The organism is Vibrio sp. J1-1, from assembly GCF_021728395.1.
Lineage (GTDB): Bacteria > Pseudomonadota > Gammaproteobacteria > Enterobacterales > Vibrionaceae > Vibrio.
On record NZ_JAKKCM010000009.1, the window covers coordinates 166240 to 183143 of the forward strand.

Here is a 16904-nt window from a genome sequence, read left to right on the forward strand (position 1 = left end):
GCACTACTAACAATAAGGTCCAAAAATATAGAGACCATTTAGAATGCAAAATTGCTTTATTTGCCACACAAACTCCTTTATGCGATAAATCGCCAAAACTATCAAAATCCATTAGGCATGAATAAATTAAAAAAGGCTTAAACAAAATTTCCGTAAAAATAATCAGCAACAAAATAGTTTAAAAAACCAATGCTAAGAACAAATAATTTGATACGAAATAAATCAGATAAAGACTATAGCTCTGACCCAACTGATAGCCCTGAACCTATTACTAGTTATTATTAGTAATACAATTTTGAATTGCGTATACATTTACTATTCGCCTAACGCCACATGAAGGGGTGACAGCGCTAAGCCACCCAGGTCGAACTATTACGCCTTAAACACTTAATCTGAACTTTGAACCAAAATCGCCATGCGTTGAGTGTCTCTATTAAACACTTATTATGTGTTTTTCACCAACTTCATGTGCTTAGCTAAGTTTACATATAAAAAGCAGCTCCAAAGAATAACAAGACTAACACCGAAGGGCGTTGTAACGGTTGCCTCATTTTCTACTCCAAAAGGTGATTCGTACATTAGACGCAAAATGACTATTGGAAATAGGAAAACCAAGAACCTAATAGTTACTACAAAACCAAGACTGAAATATCGGCCTAAAAAATCTCTTCCATTATTAGCACCATTAGCCCTGTACGTAAAATAGGTTCCCGCTAGAACGACTACAACGTTGGCAATTGCCTCTATTTTATCCCATAGATTTGAATATTCGGTATTAGTGCCTTGAAAGTATTCGTAAGTAGCGGCACTGAATACAATATAAATCAGTGCGTATACGAACCTATCTTTTTCTGTAAGTCTGCCACCTACAATGTCACGTTTCAAAGCCTCAATATTCCAAAAGTACATAATATTTTCCTCACACTCGTATACCTATAGAGTACTACTGATTAACTCTAACTAATTATAAAATAAGTACTTTTGCGAGAAAATTCACGACTTTGAGGAAACAAATAACGCTGGTTAAAGGCGTGAACAACACATTCCACCCGAACTAAACCATCGTGACGTAATCGCTAAAACTGATTCAAACCAAAACCGCCAAGCGTTGGGAACCCCTCTAAAACAGTTGTCTGCTGCGCCTTGGAGATCATCACCCGTCTAAGTGTCTGTGTTCCATTCAATGTTGTTCTTTGTTCGATCAAAGTAAGGAGCAAAAACCGAAAGAGCCGCGAAACTTTGCCCATCCTTTAAAATGGGGCCGTGGATAGTTGCTTTAGGAATGAAAACAAGATCACCCTTGTTCACATTTTTTATTTCCTCCCCGACCTTAAAATCCACATTGCCTTCAATAATAACAAGCAACTCATCATGATTTTTCTGTATGTGGAGCGCATTGCCGCTATCCCTGACGACCCCAATATTCGCTGTCAGATGCTCTCCGTCAAAAACGAAAGCCCTCTTAATAGGATCGCACTTCGTAGATTCATCAGCCTCAAGAGACGCGACAATTTGCTCAAGGTTTTTAAAATAAGTCATGCTTAGCAACCTCAAAGTTAGACATAATCTAACTATAGATGGCATGCCACATTCATGGATACTATTGCCAACTAACGCCTTGCGAAGGGGTGGGCAACGCAACACCAATGCTGATAAAAATCGCCTTAATCACTAAAACCACCGCATAGTAAAAATGCCACGCGTACCGAGCCCCTTTAAAATAACTGTTATGTTCAATTGTCGAAGAACGCTCGAATCTCTTTGACCAATATTTCAGGGTTTTCTTCAATAACCAAATGCCCAGATTCAGGAATGGTAACCAACTTAGAGCCTTTAATTTTACTATGAAGTACGTGAGCTTGTTCAACAGGAATCCATAGATCCTCTTCTCCCCATAAGATTAATGTCGGTACGTCAAAGTTAGAAAATTTATCTTGAAATTCATCCGTGTACTTTGAATCGGCTTGGGCTATTTGCCTATAAAAGGCTCTCTTACCCTGTTCTCCCGACCACGGTGCAAGAATACCGTCAATTGTGTCTTGAGTTAATGGCTGATATGCAGCTGTCTTTACGTATGCTTCAACAATTGCTGAATGAATAAAGTCAGGTACTCCTGAAAAAGCTGCCTCATGCTTTTCAATATGTTTGAAGAATGGAGCCCCCCAAGGAGACAGCGCAACAGGGTCAATTACTACTATCTTTTTGTATTTCCGCTGATTCAGCAAGTAATTCCTAAGTACTGTTGTTCCCCCAAAATCGTGGCCCACGATAAAAGGTAATTTCAGCTGCCAATGATCTATCAAAGCGTCCAGTAACTGATTTTGTACTTTTAAAGATACATCCGCATCACTTTTATCTGATTCACCATAACCCAACAAATCAAAATAGTAGACAGTATACTGACTCGAAAGCGCATGAATCAAATGCCTGAGATTGAATGATGACCAAGGCGTACCATGAACCAAAACCAGAGGTTCTCCGTTTCCTTCAATTCCATATTTCACTTTCCTACCTTCATACTCAAAAGTACACGGTAAACTCCAAAGCTCCATTTAATCTCCTTGAATATGACGCCTAGTTAAAGGGTGAACAACGCGACCACCAAACCTAAACCGTTGTGCCGTAAACGCTAAAGTTGAATCAAACCAAAAATGCCGAGCGTTTTGAATCAGGCTTAAACGCTTTATTAGGTGACATTCTTCTGAGTTTCTTGTTTATTTTTCTGACGGATCAAAAGCAGACTACAAAGTACAAACGACAGCTGAGCCAACTCCACAAAACTACAACTTAAGATCAAATCTACGCTTAGTACTACTAAACAAAATGATAACAAACACATCAAACAACTATAAAACAACTTTGACCTTTTGCCTTTTGTTACTTGCCGACTCTCTTGTCTTTTGTAGTCATTCAACGCCTCCAACGTTGAAACGCATTTTATTTCTTTTATTGACTCAAATCCTTGCTCCAAAATTTGTCCCAACTCGTCATGATAGTCTGACTTGGACATATCCAAACATATCAATAACTCTTTTTTCTTAAGTAAGTGGCCGCTAATCATCGTTGAGCTCCTTATACAAATGGAAAATTATTAACCGTAACGCCAAAACAGATATTACCGCGCTAATCACTGAAGCCAATTTCAAATTGAAATGCCACATGTTGGGTGTCACTCTTGAACGCTTTGCTATGTACGAGACTCCGTGAGCTGTTTCCACACATCAGAACTAAATACTGTGCTAGGAACTCGGACGGTTCGCCTATTCATACCCAACATGTAAGTTAGCTTAAGGGATGACCATAATCCAAACCCTGAAATACCCACATCACAGCCACGTCCATCCCAACAGACTGTTCCATTAGTCCCGTTGATTGTTAGTTTTTTGTAGACATCTTGCAGATAATCTCGACCATCATAAATAATGCCAGCCACCGCTAGCACAAAACCGGAAAACAAGAGGACACCATGTTCCCCGGATATCCCGTAAAGTGCGCCAAAAATGACTCCGTTTCTGATTGATTCAAATAACACATACTTCCCAAATCTAACTTGTGTTAGATATTTCATGATCACCTCGCTGTACATAACGCCACGTTAAGGCGTGACAGACGTATGCCACAATTTTGAGCAAAGCGAAAATGGCACGTGTTTGGAACCGTTATTCAACGCTTTGTTATGAGCATGATTCAAATGGTTTGAGATCGATACCTTCAATGTTACAAACCGCTTTAATTGTCGGATTTAAGCAAAGCCGCTTCAAATACGCGGCCAGATACTCGAAAGTAAGTGGTGATTTTTCTATTGGCAAAGACCAACCCGCGAGCATAAATAGAAAGTAGTCACATGCCGTAAGCCTGTCACCAAGTAAGTAATCATTGTGTTCAAGCTGATCGTTGATAATAGATAATGCATTCGCAATTCTGTCATCTTGAGCCACTACAACGTTTGAAATCGTAGCTTCATCATTGGTATGACGTTGAGGATAATAACGAACCATGAGTTCAGCTTGCAGCGTATTGTTTAGAAAAGCTAGCCATTGAAAAAACAAAGGGCGATTCGGATTACCTAACGATGGCATTAGATCGGATTCAGGATGTAATTCACAGATGTGTATGCAGATAGCAGGGCTTTCGAAAATTGCCTGATCATTGACGACCAAGGTTGGAATTCGACCAGCAGGGTTGAGCCTAAGATAATCCGCTGATTTTTGAGAGTTTGACTTTTTATCAACCAACAATAGCTCATAGTCTGCTTTTAGGTGATGAAGCAAAAAATGAGGAGCTAAGCTCGCATTGTTTGGATAGTAGTAAAGCTTAAACAAAATTGACTCCTTGTCTCTATAGGTGCGGATATTCATAACGACCAATTAAGTAGCCAAAAACGCACAAACATCGTTTCTGCAAACTGCCGTAAACACTAAACTAAACGCAAACTAAGATTTCCAGGCGTTTTTGGTCTGCTTGAATGGTTTGTATTTTTAACGTAACTCTGCACTTTTAACCCTACCGAATAATACCTAACGCCCGCTTAAGGGGCAGACAACGCAAGGCACTACACTCAAACATAACAGCCGTAACCACAAATGCACATTTGAACTAAGATGCCGTACGTTGGCTGTCCCACTTAAAGCGTTTGTTATGTGTTAATACTATATGACCGAGCCCAAACCACCCAATATACCTAAGACAGATAGATCTTTGACATCACTTCCGTAGTTCTCTTTATGCAGCTTGAGTGCATCTGAAATTTCATTAGTTTCAATCACATCACCTGTCATTACAAAGCCTTGGGCAAACAGCTGCTTTTCCTCTTCTAAAGAAGTAGCTGAGTTTTGGTCAACATACGTTGTTACTTCTCCGTTTGTGAAAAATTGCACTTTTTTCATTGCGTTCTCCTTTGGTTTAAAAGACCTTGAAAATTGAACCAAAAAGAAGAAATTCAGCTAAGCACTTTACCCCAAGTGATCATCTAGTCGAACCACCATACTTCAGTAAATCTGAGGGCTCTAACACTTGTTGAGTCTTCTGCGACGCGGTATAAAAAATCGGTTACACATAACACCCAATTAAGTGGTGAGCAACGCTACCTGCACCAAGAATAGTTCGTAGTAGAACTATGCTTTATGCCAGTGATGATAATGCTGTAACTTGAAGAGCGCCAAAAAGCACATGAGTGCTAATACTTCGCCTATTAGCAAGGCAATACTATAACCTGCCGCCCCCGATAAACTTGTAGCGGCTGCAGAAAACACGATTTCACCAAAAGTTTGAGTACCCTGAAAAAAAGCTATGTTAGTGGCTGGCTGACTCGTTTGTTGTGAAAACCGCATCGAGTATGTGTATGTACTTACTGCTACAAATCCCATCCCAAAACCGGTAACAACTGAAGTTGGCCATATCGCCCAGGCTTCGTCAAACCGTTGTTGTACTATAATAACCCACAGACAGCCCCCCAACATTACCATTGTCAGACCAATCAAGAGTGTCACGCGATAACCGTGTTTCTTTATAAAACGACTTGCTAACAAACAACCGAGTAACATTACGAGCAAATGGCCAACTCCTGTTAACAGCCCAACCTCAGACATCGACCATGTTAAATCGACCAGAATGAACTTTGATAAAGCCAGAATGATCACTCCACATAACGTGGCACATGAACATAGAATCAACGTTGATATCGCTCTCGGTGTTTTAAAAAATTTGATTAATGATGCTTTGGTGTTTTCTGTGACATGTAGAACTTTTGGCTCTCGCCAAAGCAAAACAGGAATTAAGGCCGTAAACACGATTGCAGCCAATAACAACATACTTATCTGATAGCCAACTTGTTCAAAGGCAACCATGGCCAAGGGACCAGAAAGTAATATCCCGATAATAATGCCTGATACTTGAATTGCATTCACCAAACCAAGGTCTGATTTATCGGTATGATCAGCCGCTAAACCATCAGTCGCAATATCTTGGGTTGAGCCCAAAATTGAAATTGTGGCGAGTAAAAGCGTGACCAACATCAGTGTCTGTTCACTAACTGTCACCATGGCCAAGGCAATCAGTGTGGCAACCATAGTCAGTTGTATTGGGATAATCCATGACTTTCTTCGCCCGACTGACTTTAACCAATGATTCTCAACAAATGGAGCCCATAAGAATTTTATTGCCCAGAAGATCCCTGCTAGTGGAACCATTGATATGACCTCTAACGGTAGTCCTAAGCTTTTTAATAACGTCGGAATAGCGTGAAATGTTAAGCCAATAGGAATACCTTGCACAAAATAGAGACAACAAATAATCAGGATTAAGGTATTATTTCTTTTTGGCTTTAATTTATAACTCTCGCTTAGATTATGATTATTGAAATATCCCATTGGAAAATACCCTACAACATATAAAAATAAAGCCACCAAAAAATACACCTTTGGCAGCTTGTCTTAATCAAACAAGAACTCTAAGCAGTTAAATGCCAGCTTTGGGCTTGTTGTTGAAGATTCCAAAGTTCACTGTAGAGTAATTTATGCTGCAACAAAGTGTCGTGCTCCCCTTGCTCGATGATCCTTCCTTCATCTAAAACCACAATGTGATCCGCATATTGAACCGTTGACAACTTATGAGCGATAACCAGTACGGTTTTATTCTGGACCAAAGCCTGCATTGCCATCTGAATATCTCGCTCATTTTCAGGATCTAAAGAAGCAGTGGCTTCATCTAAAATAACAAGTGGTGCATCTTTGAGTAGTGCACGAGCAATTGATAGCCTTTGTTTTTCACCACCAGATAAATGTACACCACCAGCACCAATCTCGGTATCAAGCCCCAGCTCCATCTCCAGCACTAAGGTTTTTAGTTTAGCAAGCTCAAGAACACGCCAGAGCTCGTCATCTTTCGCATCTGGTTTCGCTACACGAAGATTATTCGCAAGTGTGTCATTAAAAATATAATTTAATTGAAACACAATACTTACATGTTGTAGCCAATGCTCTACTTGCATATCAGCAACATCAACCTGACTACCTTGCTTTCCGATTGAAATTGAACCTGAATCAAGCTGCCAGAAACGGGCTATCAATGACGAAATTGTCGATTTCCCCGAGCCAGACGGCCCAACAAGAGCGGTTACTTTATTATGAGGAATAGTCAGGTTGAAATTCTCAAAAAGCGCTTGTTTTGAGCCTGGGTATGTAAAATTCACATTGTTTAACGTGATCGTCATATCTGAAATTTGTGGACGGCTTTCACCATGTGGCATAGTTGGTAATGAGAGCACTTCATCAACACGATTTACAGCTAAGTCTAAATAATTAAGCTCAGCCAAAAACATCGACATGTTAAGTAATGGTCTAAAAAAACGAACTGCGGCAATTAAAAACAATAACACTTCAGGTAAAGCAATACGTTGTTCTAACCAAGCCCAAGTGAGTGCGACCAGCAAAACAATTAAGCCTGACTCCACCAATATATTAAAGCTATAAACAGGCCATACTGCTGCTTTCTCTGCTTTTAATGCTTGCTTACGTGTTGACGTTAATACATCGTCTAACCGTGAGAAAGCTTTGCCCATCATGCGATAAGACTTGAGTTCTTTTAAGCCATTCATGTATTCCATTACGGCATCATTTAACTGATGCATCAAATGCTGCATATGACTCTGCCACTTTCTCGCGTATGAACGTGTCAGTAAGTAAGCGATACAAGCTAGCGGTAAAGTCGACATCATAGCCAATCCCATTCGCCAGTCTTTTGCTATCAAGCCTAAGGCAAAAAAGCAAAGCACAGAACTTGTAGCAATGATTGGCGCATACAAATGGGTAAAAATCCGCTCGATCATATCAATATCTTTAAGCAAGGTGTTGTTTACACTGCCAAAATCAGAACGCTGAAAGAAACCCATTGGCATTTTTCGCAAATGATCACCCAAATGCTGACGAATTTGCTTGCCTGCATCAAAACCAATAAGAGAAATATCCACATGAATAATACGCGCCAATAAAACTCGCACCATCATCATTGCAGCACAACCAAGTACCAACATAAATTGATGTTGCATATCTGGCGTCTCCGCCAACATATCCAACAAAATATAATAAAGAAAACCATATGGAGCGGAAGCAAAGAAAGCGTCAAGCACCGTTAGAAAAACGGTACGATTTAACCCCTTCAAAGATGTCCCCGTTAAGCGTTTTAACGTGTTAATTCTTAACATGACTCAACACCTTCTGCCATTGCAATAGTACTTTCAGCCTTGGATGATTGCCCAAAGTGCCAAGCTTTACTCTCTTGGTGTGCGCTCCACATAGACCGGTATAACATGCAGTTTTCCAGCAACTCACTGTGTGTGCCTTCTGAGACTTTTTTACCGTTATCCATAACAATAATTTTATCTACGTGAGTAAGCGTATTTAAGCGATGTGCAATAACTAATACCGTTTTACCTCGCATTAAACTAGAAATTGCTTGCTGAATACGAACCTCATTACGTGCATCAGCATAAGCCGTTGCTTCATCAAGAATCAAAATAGGCGAATTTTTAGCTACTGCCCGAGCAATCGCTATCCTTTGAGCTTGCCCTCCACTTAAACTCCCCTGCTCAATTAACGTCTCGTAACCTTCAGGTAATGACAAAATAAACTGGTGTGCACAAGCGGCTTTCGCAGCATTAACTATGTCTTGATCAGAGAGTGAATCATTCCCCATTCGAATGTTCTCTTTAATAGTTTGCTTGAAAATATAAACATCCTGAAAGACAAAGCTAACTAGCGACATAAGCTGATCAAATGGAAAACTGGTTATCGGCTTATCACCTAGGATGATCTCGCCACTTTGATATTCGAAGAAGCGCGGAATTAACTGAGCTACTGTTGTTTTACCTGCGCCGGATGGACCTACAATCGCAGTAATTTTTCCTTGCTCAGCTGTAAAGGAAACATCATCGACAGTACTTTTTATCGCGTTATCATGTCTAAAAGTCACATGCTCAAAACTTATGCCTGTATGCAATATACTTTGATTTTTTTCACCTTCACTTTGAGGCGTCGTTTTACAGAAGGATTTTATCTTTTCAACCCCTTTAAGCATCTCACTGAACATTCCGCCAAATTGAATGAGGTTATAAAGTGGCTCCATCAACCCGACACCTAGCAACATAAAAATAAATAATGTGGATAACGTCAAATCACCTTGAGCATATAACCATACACCAACAGGTAATAAAAATAGCAAACCAAGATCGAGTGATAACTTAAATAAAGACGCTGACGTTTTCGTATCTAACAACCAATTCGTCACCAGAGCATGATGCTCATTGACCGCATTACGGTATTTTTGATGCGAATCAACCGTCATATTGAAAGCTTTTACAACAGGTATGGATGCGACAAAATCAACAACACTAATATGCAAATTGGCTACAACCTTATGGTACTCACCTACTCTTACATTGAAACCTTTAAACATAAGCATCTGTAAGCTAAGGGCTATCGGTAAAGGCAAAAGAACAATGAGCGCCAACCGCCAGTCAATATAAAGCAACAGCAACGATGCAACTAATGGACTCACAATCGCGGCGGCCATATCTGGTAAATGGTGAGCAATAAAAGTTTCAATTTTGTCTACATCATCTGAAATGATTTTTTTCATTGATGCCGCTGCTTGTTTATTACTTTCACCTAATGATAATCGCCCTACGCTATCAATAATTTGTTGGCGTATTTCAAATAACAGCTGAAAAGCGGCTTTGTGAGATAGTAATCCGGATGCTAGTTGCAGTAGCATTTTCATCACTAATGCAATCGCCGCAAGCAAAACTAATTGCCAGACAATATAAGAACCAGTAATGGTATTATTTATAAAGCCATCCACCAATTGATACATAATTAAATATGGAACAACTGTAAGCAAAGAATAAAAAACAGCTAATACCATGGATGATAAAAGCTTACGGCGTTGGTTTACAAATAATTCCATTAACCATAAAAATGGCGTTCCTTTCATTTTCCTGCCTATATGAAAAAATAAAACACAAACGTAAAGTCTTGCCTTTACGCAATTCCATTAAAGTTTTAAGACATTTTATTTTTCAGGTGTTCGTACAATGCTTGGCAATGATTATCCCCTTCAATATTTGAAGGGGAGTATATATTGAAGTATTACCACTTAAGATTGACTGTAGCGCCAAGCGTCATTGGATCACCAGAGCGTCCATACCATTTTTTATGAGCTCCACTTCCCGTAGGGAAAGCTCGTGTAAGGTAATTTTCTTCCAGAAGGTTTTTAGCCCACAAGATAAAATCTAAATTTTCGCTTGTATAACCACCTCTTAAATTCATAACGCCGTAAGCGTCTTGCTTAGTGGTATTTGCGTTATCGAAGTAGAAATCACCCGTCACATTATAATCCGCATACACGAAGTAATTGTCTAAGAAGTCATAATCAACACCTAAGCTATAAGTATATTTCGGTGCATTAGTTGGGCGATTACCTTTATAATTATTTATCCCTACCACGTTACCACTGCTGTCATAAGCTTTGCTAATGAAGTCATTAAAGCTTGCATCATTATAACCACCGTTAACCCATGCCGTTAAACCAGGTTGAACTAGCCATGACAATTCAAGTTCAATACCTTTGCTAACCGTACTACCCGCATTTTGAGTAAATGACTTAGGATAAATCTGTTGTTCAACTTGCTGATCTTTCCAATCGATAAAAAATAGCGATGAATTAAAGCGAACACGGTTATCGAACCATTCACTCTTCATCCCCAATTCATAATTCATTGTGTATTCAGGATCGAATTTAGGTGATAGGTTTGGTGGTGTTAACATATTAAAGCCACCGCTCTTATAACCGCGCGCGATGCTTGTATACATCATTACATCCTTGGTAGCGTAGTAATTTAAACCAACTTTCGGCAACCATTCATTGAAATTGGCTTCATCTGAACCACCTGAATTTGGAAAACCCATATTCCATTTGTCGCTGTAATTAAACTTAACTTTTTGGTAATCAAAACGTAAACCAGCAATCACTTCCCACTTTTCTGCGAATTGATAGTTAATATTACCAAACACAGCATAGTTACTTACCTCCAATTCTGCTTTTGTTGTGTTAAACAAACCCAAAGTTTTCATCTTCATATCGATGTCATTTTTTGCAGTCTCATCAAAGAAGTAAAGACCACCAAGCCAACGTAATGGATTATCCTGATTGGAGCTTAATCTTAGCTCTTGCGTAACACGAGAAAAGTTCGAATCAATAAAGAGCTCTTGAGCATCATCAGACGTAAAATCCAGGTCTTGATCATCTACTTTGTCCTCTTTGGTATATACCGTAATAGAAGTTAGATCGAAATTATCAGCAGCGTAGGTTGCACGGATAGAACCTGTATAGATATCAGCTTTCGCTTCCCCTTCATAATTAGAATAGACTTTGTGGCTATCTTGCTTAATTTCATCGAATGATGCGAATGACATATTGCCATTACGACGGTTTTGCGAATCGACAGTCGCAATAATATCCCACGGTTGATCTACTGGCATCCAACGAACTTTAAAACGGCCATTAAAGTCTTTAACCTTATTTACATCATCTTTATTATCGTAGGCCCTAGTGAAATAACCGTCATTTTTCGAATATTGAAGTGCGGTTCGATATGCCCACTCATCACTATTACCAATCGCTCCGCCAGAAATAACTTTACCTTTAAGATGGTTATAACTCGCGTAGGCTAAACCAGCACTACCTTCCGTAAATAAATCAGGATCTTTAGTATGGATACTTATTACACCTGATGAAGCATTTCGTCCATACAATGTTCCTTGTGGTCCACGCAAGACTTCTACACGCTCAACATCCAATAACTCAGTATCAAATGTTTGATACATAGCTCCATCGATCAAGAACAAAACAGATTGTGAACCTTCCATTGTAGGCGTAATTCCTCGAATAGAGAGGAAGCTTGCGTCGGATGGGTTTCCAGCCTTAATCATTGATATGTTAGGCATTCTTTCAACAACATCAAAAGTACTTTCTATACCAGCTCTTTCAATGTCGTCATCTGATAATACAGAGATACTAATGGGTGTCTTTTGTGATTCCGCCGTTACCTTTTCAGCGGTTACTACAACAACTTCCAATGTATTAAGATCATCTGTAGCACTGAACACTGCGCATGAATATAGTGATAAACATACACTAAACGCAATTTTCGAAAACTCTATAGTCATTTTATTCAACCTTCGTTTTTGATTTCCTGGTTAGCAACTTCGGGCATCCCGAACATAAACGTGCTTCAGTCAAAGTTCTAATGGATGAGCGCCACCTTTCTAGAAGGCGGTTTTGGGTCAAAAAATAAAATCATAAATAATTTCAATCATTAAGAGAGAAAACATAATACTAACCCATAAATACAAATGCAAACAATTATCATTAATGATAGATTTGCTTGTTATTGCTTGGATTTTCTTATCACTTCAAGGTCAGTTGAATATTTGTTGTGCCAGTGTTCCAATATCCATTGGCTGGTAGACCAAGGATAGGCGAAATCTGTCTAGGAGAGGGTGGCAGTCCATGTCTAACTCCAAGGTGTCTATCAAGTTGGTGGTTATACAGGGCAACATAACGCCTTGCTAAGGTTTGAAAGCCGCCGCATATCACCTTAAAACTAAAGCCAACGCATAGTAAAAAGCCACGCGTTGAGAATCTGTCTCAAACGCTTTGTTAGTTGCCCAACCACAAACCTAGTGCTAACATTTGTACACACATAAAAATATGGAGCACATCATGGACACTAGAATTCAGTTTCGTGTTGATGAAGAAACGAAACGACTAGCCCAACAAATGGCTGAAAGCCAAGGCAGAACACTAAGTGATGCTTGTCGTGAACTGACTGAGCAACTGGCTGACCAACAGAGAAAGACTTTATCTCACGACGCGTGGTTAACTGAACAAGTTAACTTAGCTTTTGAGAAGTTTGACTCAGGAAAAGCCACTTTTGTTGACCATGAGTCAGCTAAATCTCGTATGGCCGAGCGTAAAGCTAAAGTCCGTAACCGAGGCAAATTATGATTTTGTGGGAAGAAGAGTCTCTTAACGATCGCGAAAAGATCTTTGAGTTTCTCTACGACTTCAACCCCGAAGCTGCTGACAAAACCGACGATATTATTGAAGCAAAAGTTGAGAACCTTCTAGAGCAACCTCATATGGGAGTCCAACGTGACGGAATTAGAGGGCGATTGCTCATTATTCCTGAGATTTCGATGATTGTTTCCTATTGGGTTGAAGGTGATATCATTCGCATCATGCGTGTACTGCACCAAAAACAAAAATTCCCAGCGGACTGATTATGTCTACTGGGAAACTAACGCCCGCTTAAGTGGTGAGCAACGCAATACGCTGCTCCCGCATACCACCTTAACCACTAAAATCAACGCATGGTAAAAATGCCACGCGTTGCGAATCCGTCTTGAAGCGTTTGTTAGGCAAATTTACCACTCAGACTCTGGATATTGTTCTGGCTTAACACCTGCTTCTTTTACCACTCTAGGATATTCCGCTCCATCTACGAATGGCTTAGGCTTGTTGCGAGATTTGGATACATGAAATATCCAATCATCGCCAAAGTCGAACCAGTAAAATAGCTTTTTACCTTTCGGCAGTGGAAATAAACCATATAACTCAGTATCGAGAGAGTACATACGGTCATCGAACGATTCTCGGCTCGAACCAAATTCTCTACGAGAAATGAAAAATTGAGAAAAGTGATCATTATCAAAACCGACGGCATTAAGTATGATCTCATTCAGTTCGCGCAATGATGACTTTTGCGATAACTCTATTTCACAACTCCAGTCTTTATAAGCATACAGACCTGAGACCAGACTTACTTTAATTGATATGTACATACTTTCCTCATTTGCCTAACGCCGCGTTAAGTAGTGAGCGACGCCTCCACCTAACCCAAACCATTGTGCCGTAAACACTAAATTCAAAGTAAACCAAAAATGCCTAGCGTTGCGAATCTGCCTTAAACGCCTTGTATGGGAAATTGTCCCTCTAAATCGACCAGTTTCGGGTATTGTGAGACCCAGGCTTTAGCTGCAACTAAAGCTTTCCATATAGTAGTTCGTTTAAACGCTGGCTCCTCCGTTGAGAGACCGATAACAAACATGAACGCTACATAGGACTCCAAGCATAAACCTCGAATAGTCGACTGGGTCTCGAACCCGCATTACGCAAGCAAGAGTTAGCTTATTATGAATACTAAATTGAAGCAAAGCATCAACGTCGGAGTTGATACAGGTAAAACACAATTAGATATCCACATCAGGCCGTTAGACATATTTTTCTCGGTAGAAAACACAGACAAAGGTATCAAAAAAGCATTGGGCATCATTAACAAATACAGTCCTGAACGCATCGTAATTGAAGCCACGGGCCGCTTAGAGATGCCATTCGTACTGGCTTGTACCGAGGCCAATTTACCTATTGTACGTGCCAACCCCGTACACATTAAACGCTTTGCTGGTGCTATTGGCCGAAGAGCTAAAAATGATCGTTTAGACGCTGAACTCATTGCACACTATGGTGAAGCCATTAAGCCTCAATTAACTATCATTAAAGCAGGAAATATCAGATTAATGAGTGACTTAGTTATTCGAAGGAATCAGTTACTATCAATGCAGACAATGGAAAAGAACCGTATACAAGTACTCCCTAAAAGTCTGCATTCAACAATCAAACCAATGCTTACAGCTATGAAGAATCAAATTACCAAGATTGAAAGTAAGCTTGTTAAACTCATTGAAGATAGTCCGGAATATCAGTCTAAAAATACTATTCTACAAAGCGTTCCTGGCATCGGAAATATCGCTGCAGCATCGATAATCAGTAATGTACCTGAGTTAGGTTACATCACCAATAAACAAGCTGCTTCTCTCATTGGCGTAGCCCCAATAACGAGAGAAAGTGGGCGCTACAAGGGAAAGCGAGTAATCCAAGGTGGACGAGCACAAGTTCGGACAGTTTTATACAAGGCTATGATGTCAGCAATGCAATGTAACCCCGTATTCAAGGCCACTTACACAAGACTTGTAGCAGCAGGAAAACCCAAAAAGATCGCTATCATTGCATGTGTTCGCAAGATGGTGGTGATCTTAAATACGATGCTACGAAATGGCGTCATGTGGGATGAGAACATAGCTAAAAATTAGTTATTGACGCCATAGTCGTTTGTTAGTTGCCAAACCTAAAGCTTTGATTTGAAGTTGATTGCCGCTTTGCCAACACTAACTTTACGTACGTTGAAAAACTAAAATCAGGCGTAGATCCAAAGCGCCTGTCACTGAAACCACTTAGAATTCAAAACGCCGTAGAAAGCGGACTAACAACACCAAAAAGATCTTTTGAGAAGACAATATTACAAAGCTGACTTTCAACAAGTAAATCGGTTTCTGAAATAGAAAATTCAACTACAAAAGAAACCAACGACCGATTTTCACAAACCCGAACGATTCAAAATTGAAGTACGAAAACCCAACCAAAAACACACTGACTTTAACTCTAAACATTCTGATTTAGCTGCGCTTTTCTCCTTGGCAACTAACGCCCTGTTAAGGGGTGAGCAACGCAATACTAAAGCCGCCGCAAACCACCTTAATCGCTAAAACCAACGCATAGTGAAAATGCCACGCGTTGCGAATCCCTCTTGAACAGTTTGTTATAGCTCAAGCGTAAACGTATTGCTCAACTCTCTTACCATGGTCATCAACAGTAATGGCTTTAACATATACCTGATGATTTTTAGCCATGTAGACTTGAAGATAAAACTCTTTAAGGCGATCTAAAGAAACATTGTGACTAGCTGCATGTTTCGGAAGCCATTCTCGGTAGTAACCTATTGATTTTCTGATTCTAGGAGTAAGCCTAAACAACTCCTCAGTACGAACTGGAATCCAAGAAATCTGAACGGGCTTACCTTTGTTCATGCGAGCTAAAGTATATAAATCTTCAAATATAAATGCGTCATCAACATAGTTGCACCCACCAACAAATGAATGGGTGAAGTTGTGAGCCATTGATTTAATTAACTTATACTTCATGTTACCCCTGAGCTATAACGCCGCGTTAAGTAGTGAGCAACGCTACCACCTACACTAAACCATGACACCGTAAACACAAAACTTAACCCAAACCATTGCCTTAAATACATTCCGAATATGGCATAAATCGATATTGCACCCATTTCTAGAATTAAGAACGTAGCCCCTAAAGTGAAGAACTGCTCATTTACGCTAGCCGAAACATCAACGAATTGTGGCAGAAAGGCTGTAAAGATTAAGATAGCCTTTGGATTACCGGCGGCTAACAAAAATTCTTGTTTAGCTAAACCTAGTCGGTTGCGAGTTTTTTCTAGTTCAGAAACAGGACTTGCTTCCGAACGCCAAAGGTTAAAGGCAATCCACAGCAAGTAAGCTGCGCCCACAACTTTGATGGTCAGAAACAGAGCCTCAGATGCATAGAGAACAGCAGCTAAACCTGAAGCAGCCAAAGCAATCATTACAGCGAATGCAGCAATTCGACCAAGGCCAGCAATGAAAGCGGATTTAAAACCGTAACAACGAGCATTGTTCATAGACAATAGGTTGTTTGGGCCTGGAGTTATATTGAGCGCAAAACACGCAGGTATAAAGAACAATAACTTCCAGATTTCCACGATATTTCCTCCATAAAACTAACGCCGCGTTAAGTGGTGAGCAACGCATACCACTACATTTAAAGTATTGTGCCGTAAACACCAAAGATGAAGCAAACCGAAAATGCCGAGCGTTGGGAATCCGTCTTAAACGCCTTGTTATACCGCTTGGTTGAGGCTAAAATGACCAACATAAAGACCACTTAAGAGACCTATT

General features: G+C 39.9%; 15 protein-coding genes. 3 read left to right on the forward strand and 12 right to left on the reverse strand.

The window, feature by feature from the left end:
* Positions 1 to 444: 444 nt before the first annotated feature.
* From L3V31_RS15785 to L3V31_RS15830, 9 genes are all read right to left on the reverse strand, one after another.
* Positions 445 to 909: a hypothetical protein gene (locus L3V31_RS15785; protein ID WP_237317252.1), complete on the reverse strand. Its 465-nt coding sequence runs from the start codon at positions 907 to 909 to the stop codon at positions 445 to 447.
* Positions 910 to 1161: 252 nt separating this feature from the next.
* Positions 1162 to 1539, reverse strand: coding sequence for a cupin domain-containing protein (locus tag L3V31_RS15790; protein ID WP_237317254.1), 378 nt, complete (start codon positions 1537 to 1539; stop codon positions 1162 to 1164).
* Positions 1540 to 1733: 194 nt separating this feature from the next.
* The gene (locus tag L3V31_RS15800; protein ID WP_237317256.1) at positions 1734 to 2552 is read right to left on the reverse strand and encodes an alpha/beta hydrolase; all 819 of its coding nucleotides are present in this window, start codon (positions 2550 to 2552) and stop codon (positions 1734 to 1736) included.
* Positions 2553 to 3674: 1122 nt separating this feature from the next.
* On the reverse strand, positions 3675 to 4322 hold the full coding sequence (locus tag L3V31_RS15805; RefSeq protein WP_237317258.1) for a glutathione S-transferase: 648 nt from the start codon (positions 4320 to 4322) through the stop codon (positions 3675 to 3677).
* 327 nt (positions 4323 to 4649) lie between these two features.
* Positions 4650 to 4886 carry a hypothetical protein gene (locus L3V31_RS15810; RefSeq protein WP_042487463.1) on the reverse strand — a complete coding sequence of 79 codons (237 nt, stop codon included), beginning with the start codon at positions 4884 to 4886 and terminating at the stop codon, positions 4650 to 4652.
* A 228-nt stretch (positions 4887 to 5114) separates the two neighbouring features.
* A complete protein-coding gene (locus L3V31_RS15815) occupies positions 5115 to 6404 on the reverse strand; it encodes an MFS transporter (RefSeq protein ID WP_237317259.1) in 1290 nt (429 codons plus the stop codon).
* Positions 6405 to 6448: 44 nt separating this feature from the next.
* Positions 6449 to 8200: an ABC transporter ATP-binding protein gene (locus L3V31_RS15820; protein ID WP_237317261.1), complete on the reverse strand. Its 1752-nt coding sequence runs from the start codon at positions 8198 to 8200 to the stop codon at positions 6449 to 6451.
* Entirely contained in the window at positions 8194 to 9987 is a 1794-nt protein-coding gene (locus L3V31_RS15825) for an ABC transporter ATP-binding protein (protein WP_237317263.1), read from the reverse strand. The genes L3V31_RS15820 and L3V31_RS15825 overlap by 7 nt, the downstream gene beginning before the upstream one ends.
* Positions 9988 to 10142: 155 nt before the next feature.
* Entirely contained in the window at positions 10143 to 12221 is a 2079-nt protein-coding gene (locus tag L3V31_RS15830) for a TonB-dependent receptor (protein WP_237317265.1), read from the reverse strand.
* 556 nt (positions 12222 to 12777) lie between these two features.
* Here L3V31_RS15830 and L3V31_RS15835 point away from each other — a divergent pair.
* Positions 12778 to 13062 carry a type II toxin-antitoxin system RelB/DinJ family antitoxin gene (locus tag L3V31_RS15835; RefSeq protein ID WP_237317266.1) on the forward strand — a complete coding sequence of 95 codons (285 nt, stop codon included), beginning with the start codon at positions 12778 to 12780 and terminating at the stop codon, positions 13060 to 13062.
* Positions 13059 to 13337 (forward strand): type II toxin-antitoxin system mRNA interferase toxin, RelE/StbE family, encoded by a 279-nt coding sequence (locus L3V31_RS15840; RefSeq protein WP_053808632.1) that lies wholly within the window; start codon positions 13059 to 13061, stop codon positions 13335 to 13337. The genes L3V31_RS15835 and L3V31_RS15840 overlap by 4 nt, the downstream gene beginning before the upstream one ends.
* Positions 13338 to 13481: 144 nt before the next feature.
* Here the strand turns inward: L3V31_RS15840 and L3V31_RS15850 are convergent, their stop codons facing one another.
* A complete protein-coding gene (locus L3V31_RS15850) occupies positions 13482 to 13898 on the reverse strand; it encodes a plasmid pRiA4b ORF-3 family protein (protein WP_237317267.1) in 417 nt (138 codons plus the stop codon).
* Positions 13899 to 14249: 351 nt separating this feature from the next.
* Here L3V31_RS15850 and L3V31_RS15855 point away from each other — a divergent pair, with 351 nt between their 5' ends.
* A complete protein-coding gene (locus tag L3V31_RS15855) occupies positions 14250 to 15206 on the forward strand; it encodes an IS110 family transposase (RefSeq protein ID WP_237317269.1) in 957 nt (318 codons plus the stop codon).
* A gap of 513 nt (positions 15207 to 15719) precedes the next feature.
* Here the strand turns inward: L3V31_RS15855 and L3V31_RS15865 are convergent.
* Both L3V31_RS15865 and L3V31_RS15870 read right to left on the reverse strand, forming a co-directional pair.
* Complete coding sequence (locus L3V31_RS15865; RefSeq protein ID WP_237317270.1) at positions 15720 to 16094, reverse strand: hypothetical protein; 375 nt, start codon at positions 16092 to 16094, stop codon at positions 15720 to 15722.
* A complete protein-coding gene (locus L3V31_RS15870; RefSeq protein WP_346014859.1) occupies positions 16091 to 16708 on the reverse strand; it encodes a LysE family translocator in 618 nt (205 codons plus the stop codon). Before L3V31_RS15870 ends, L3V31_RS15865 begins: the two co-directional genes overlap by 4 nt.
* Between the last annotated feature and the right edge of the window lie 196 nt (positions 16709 to 16904).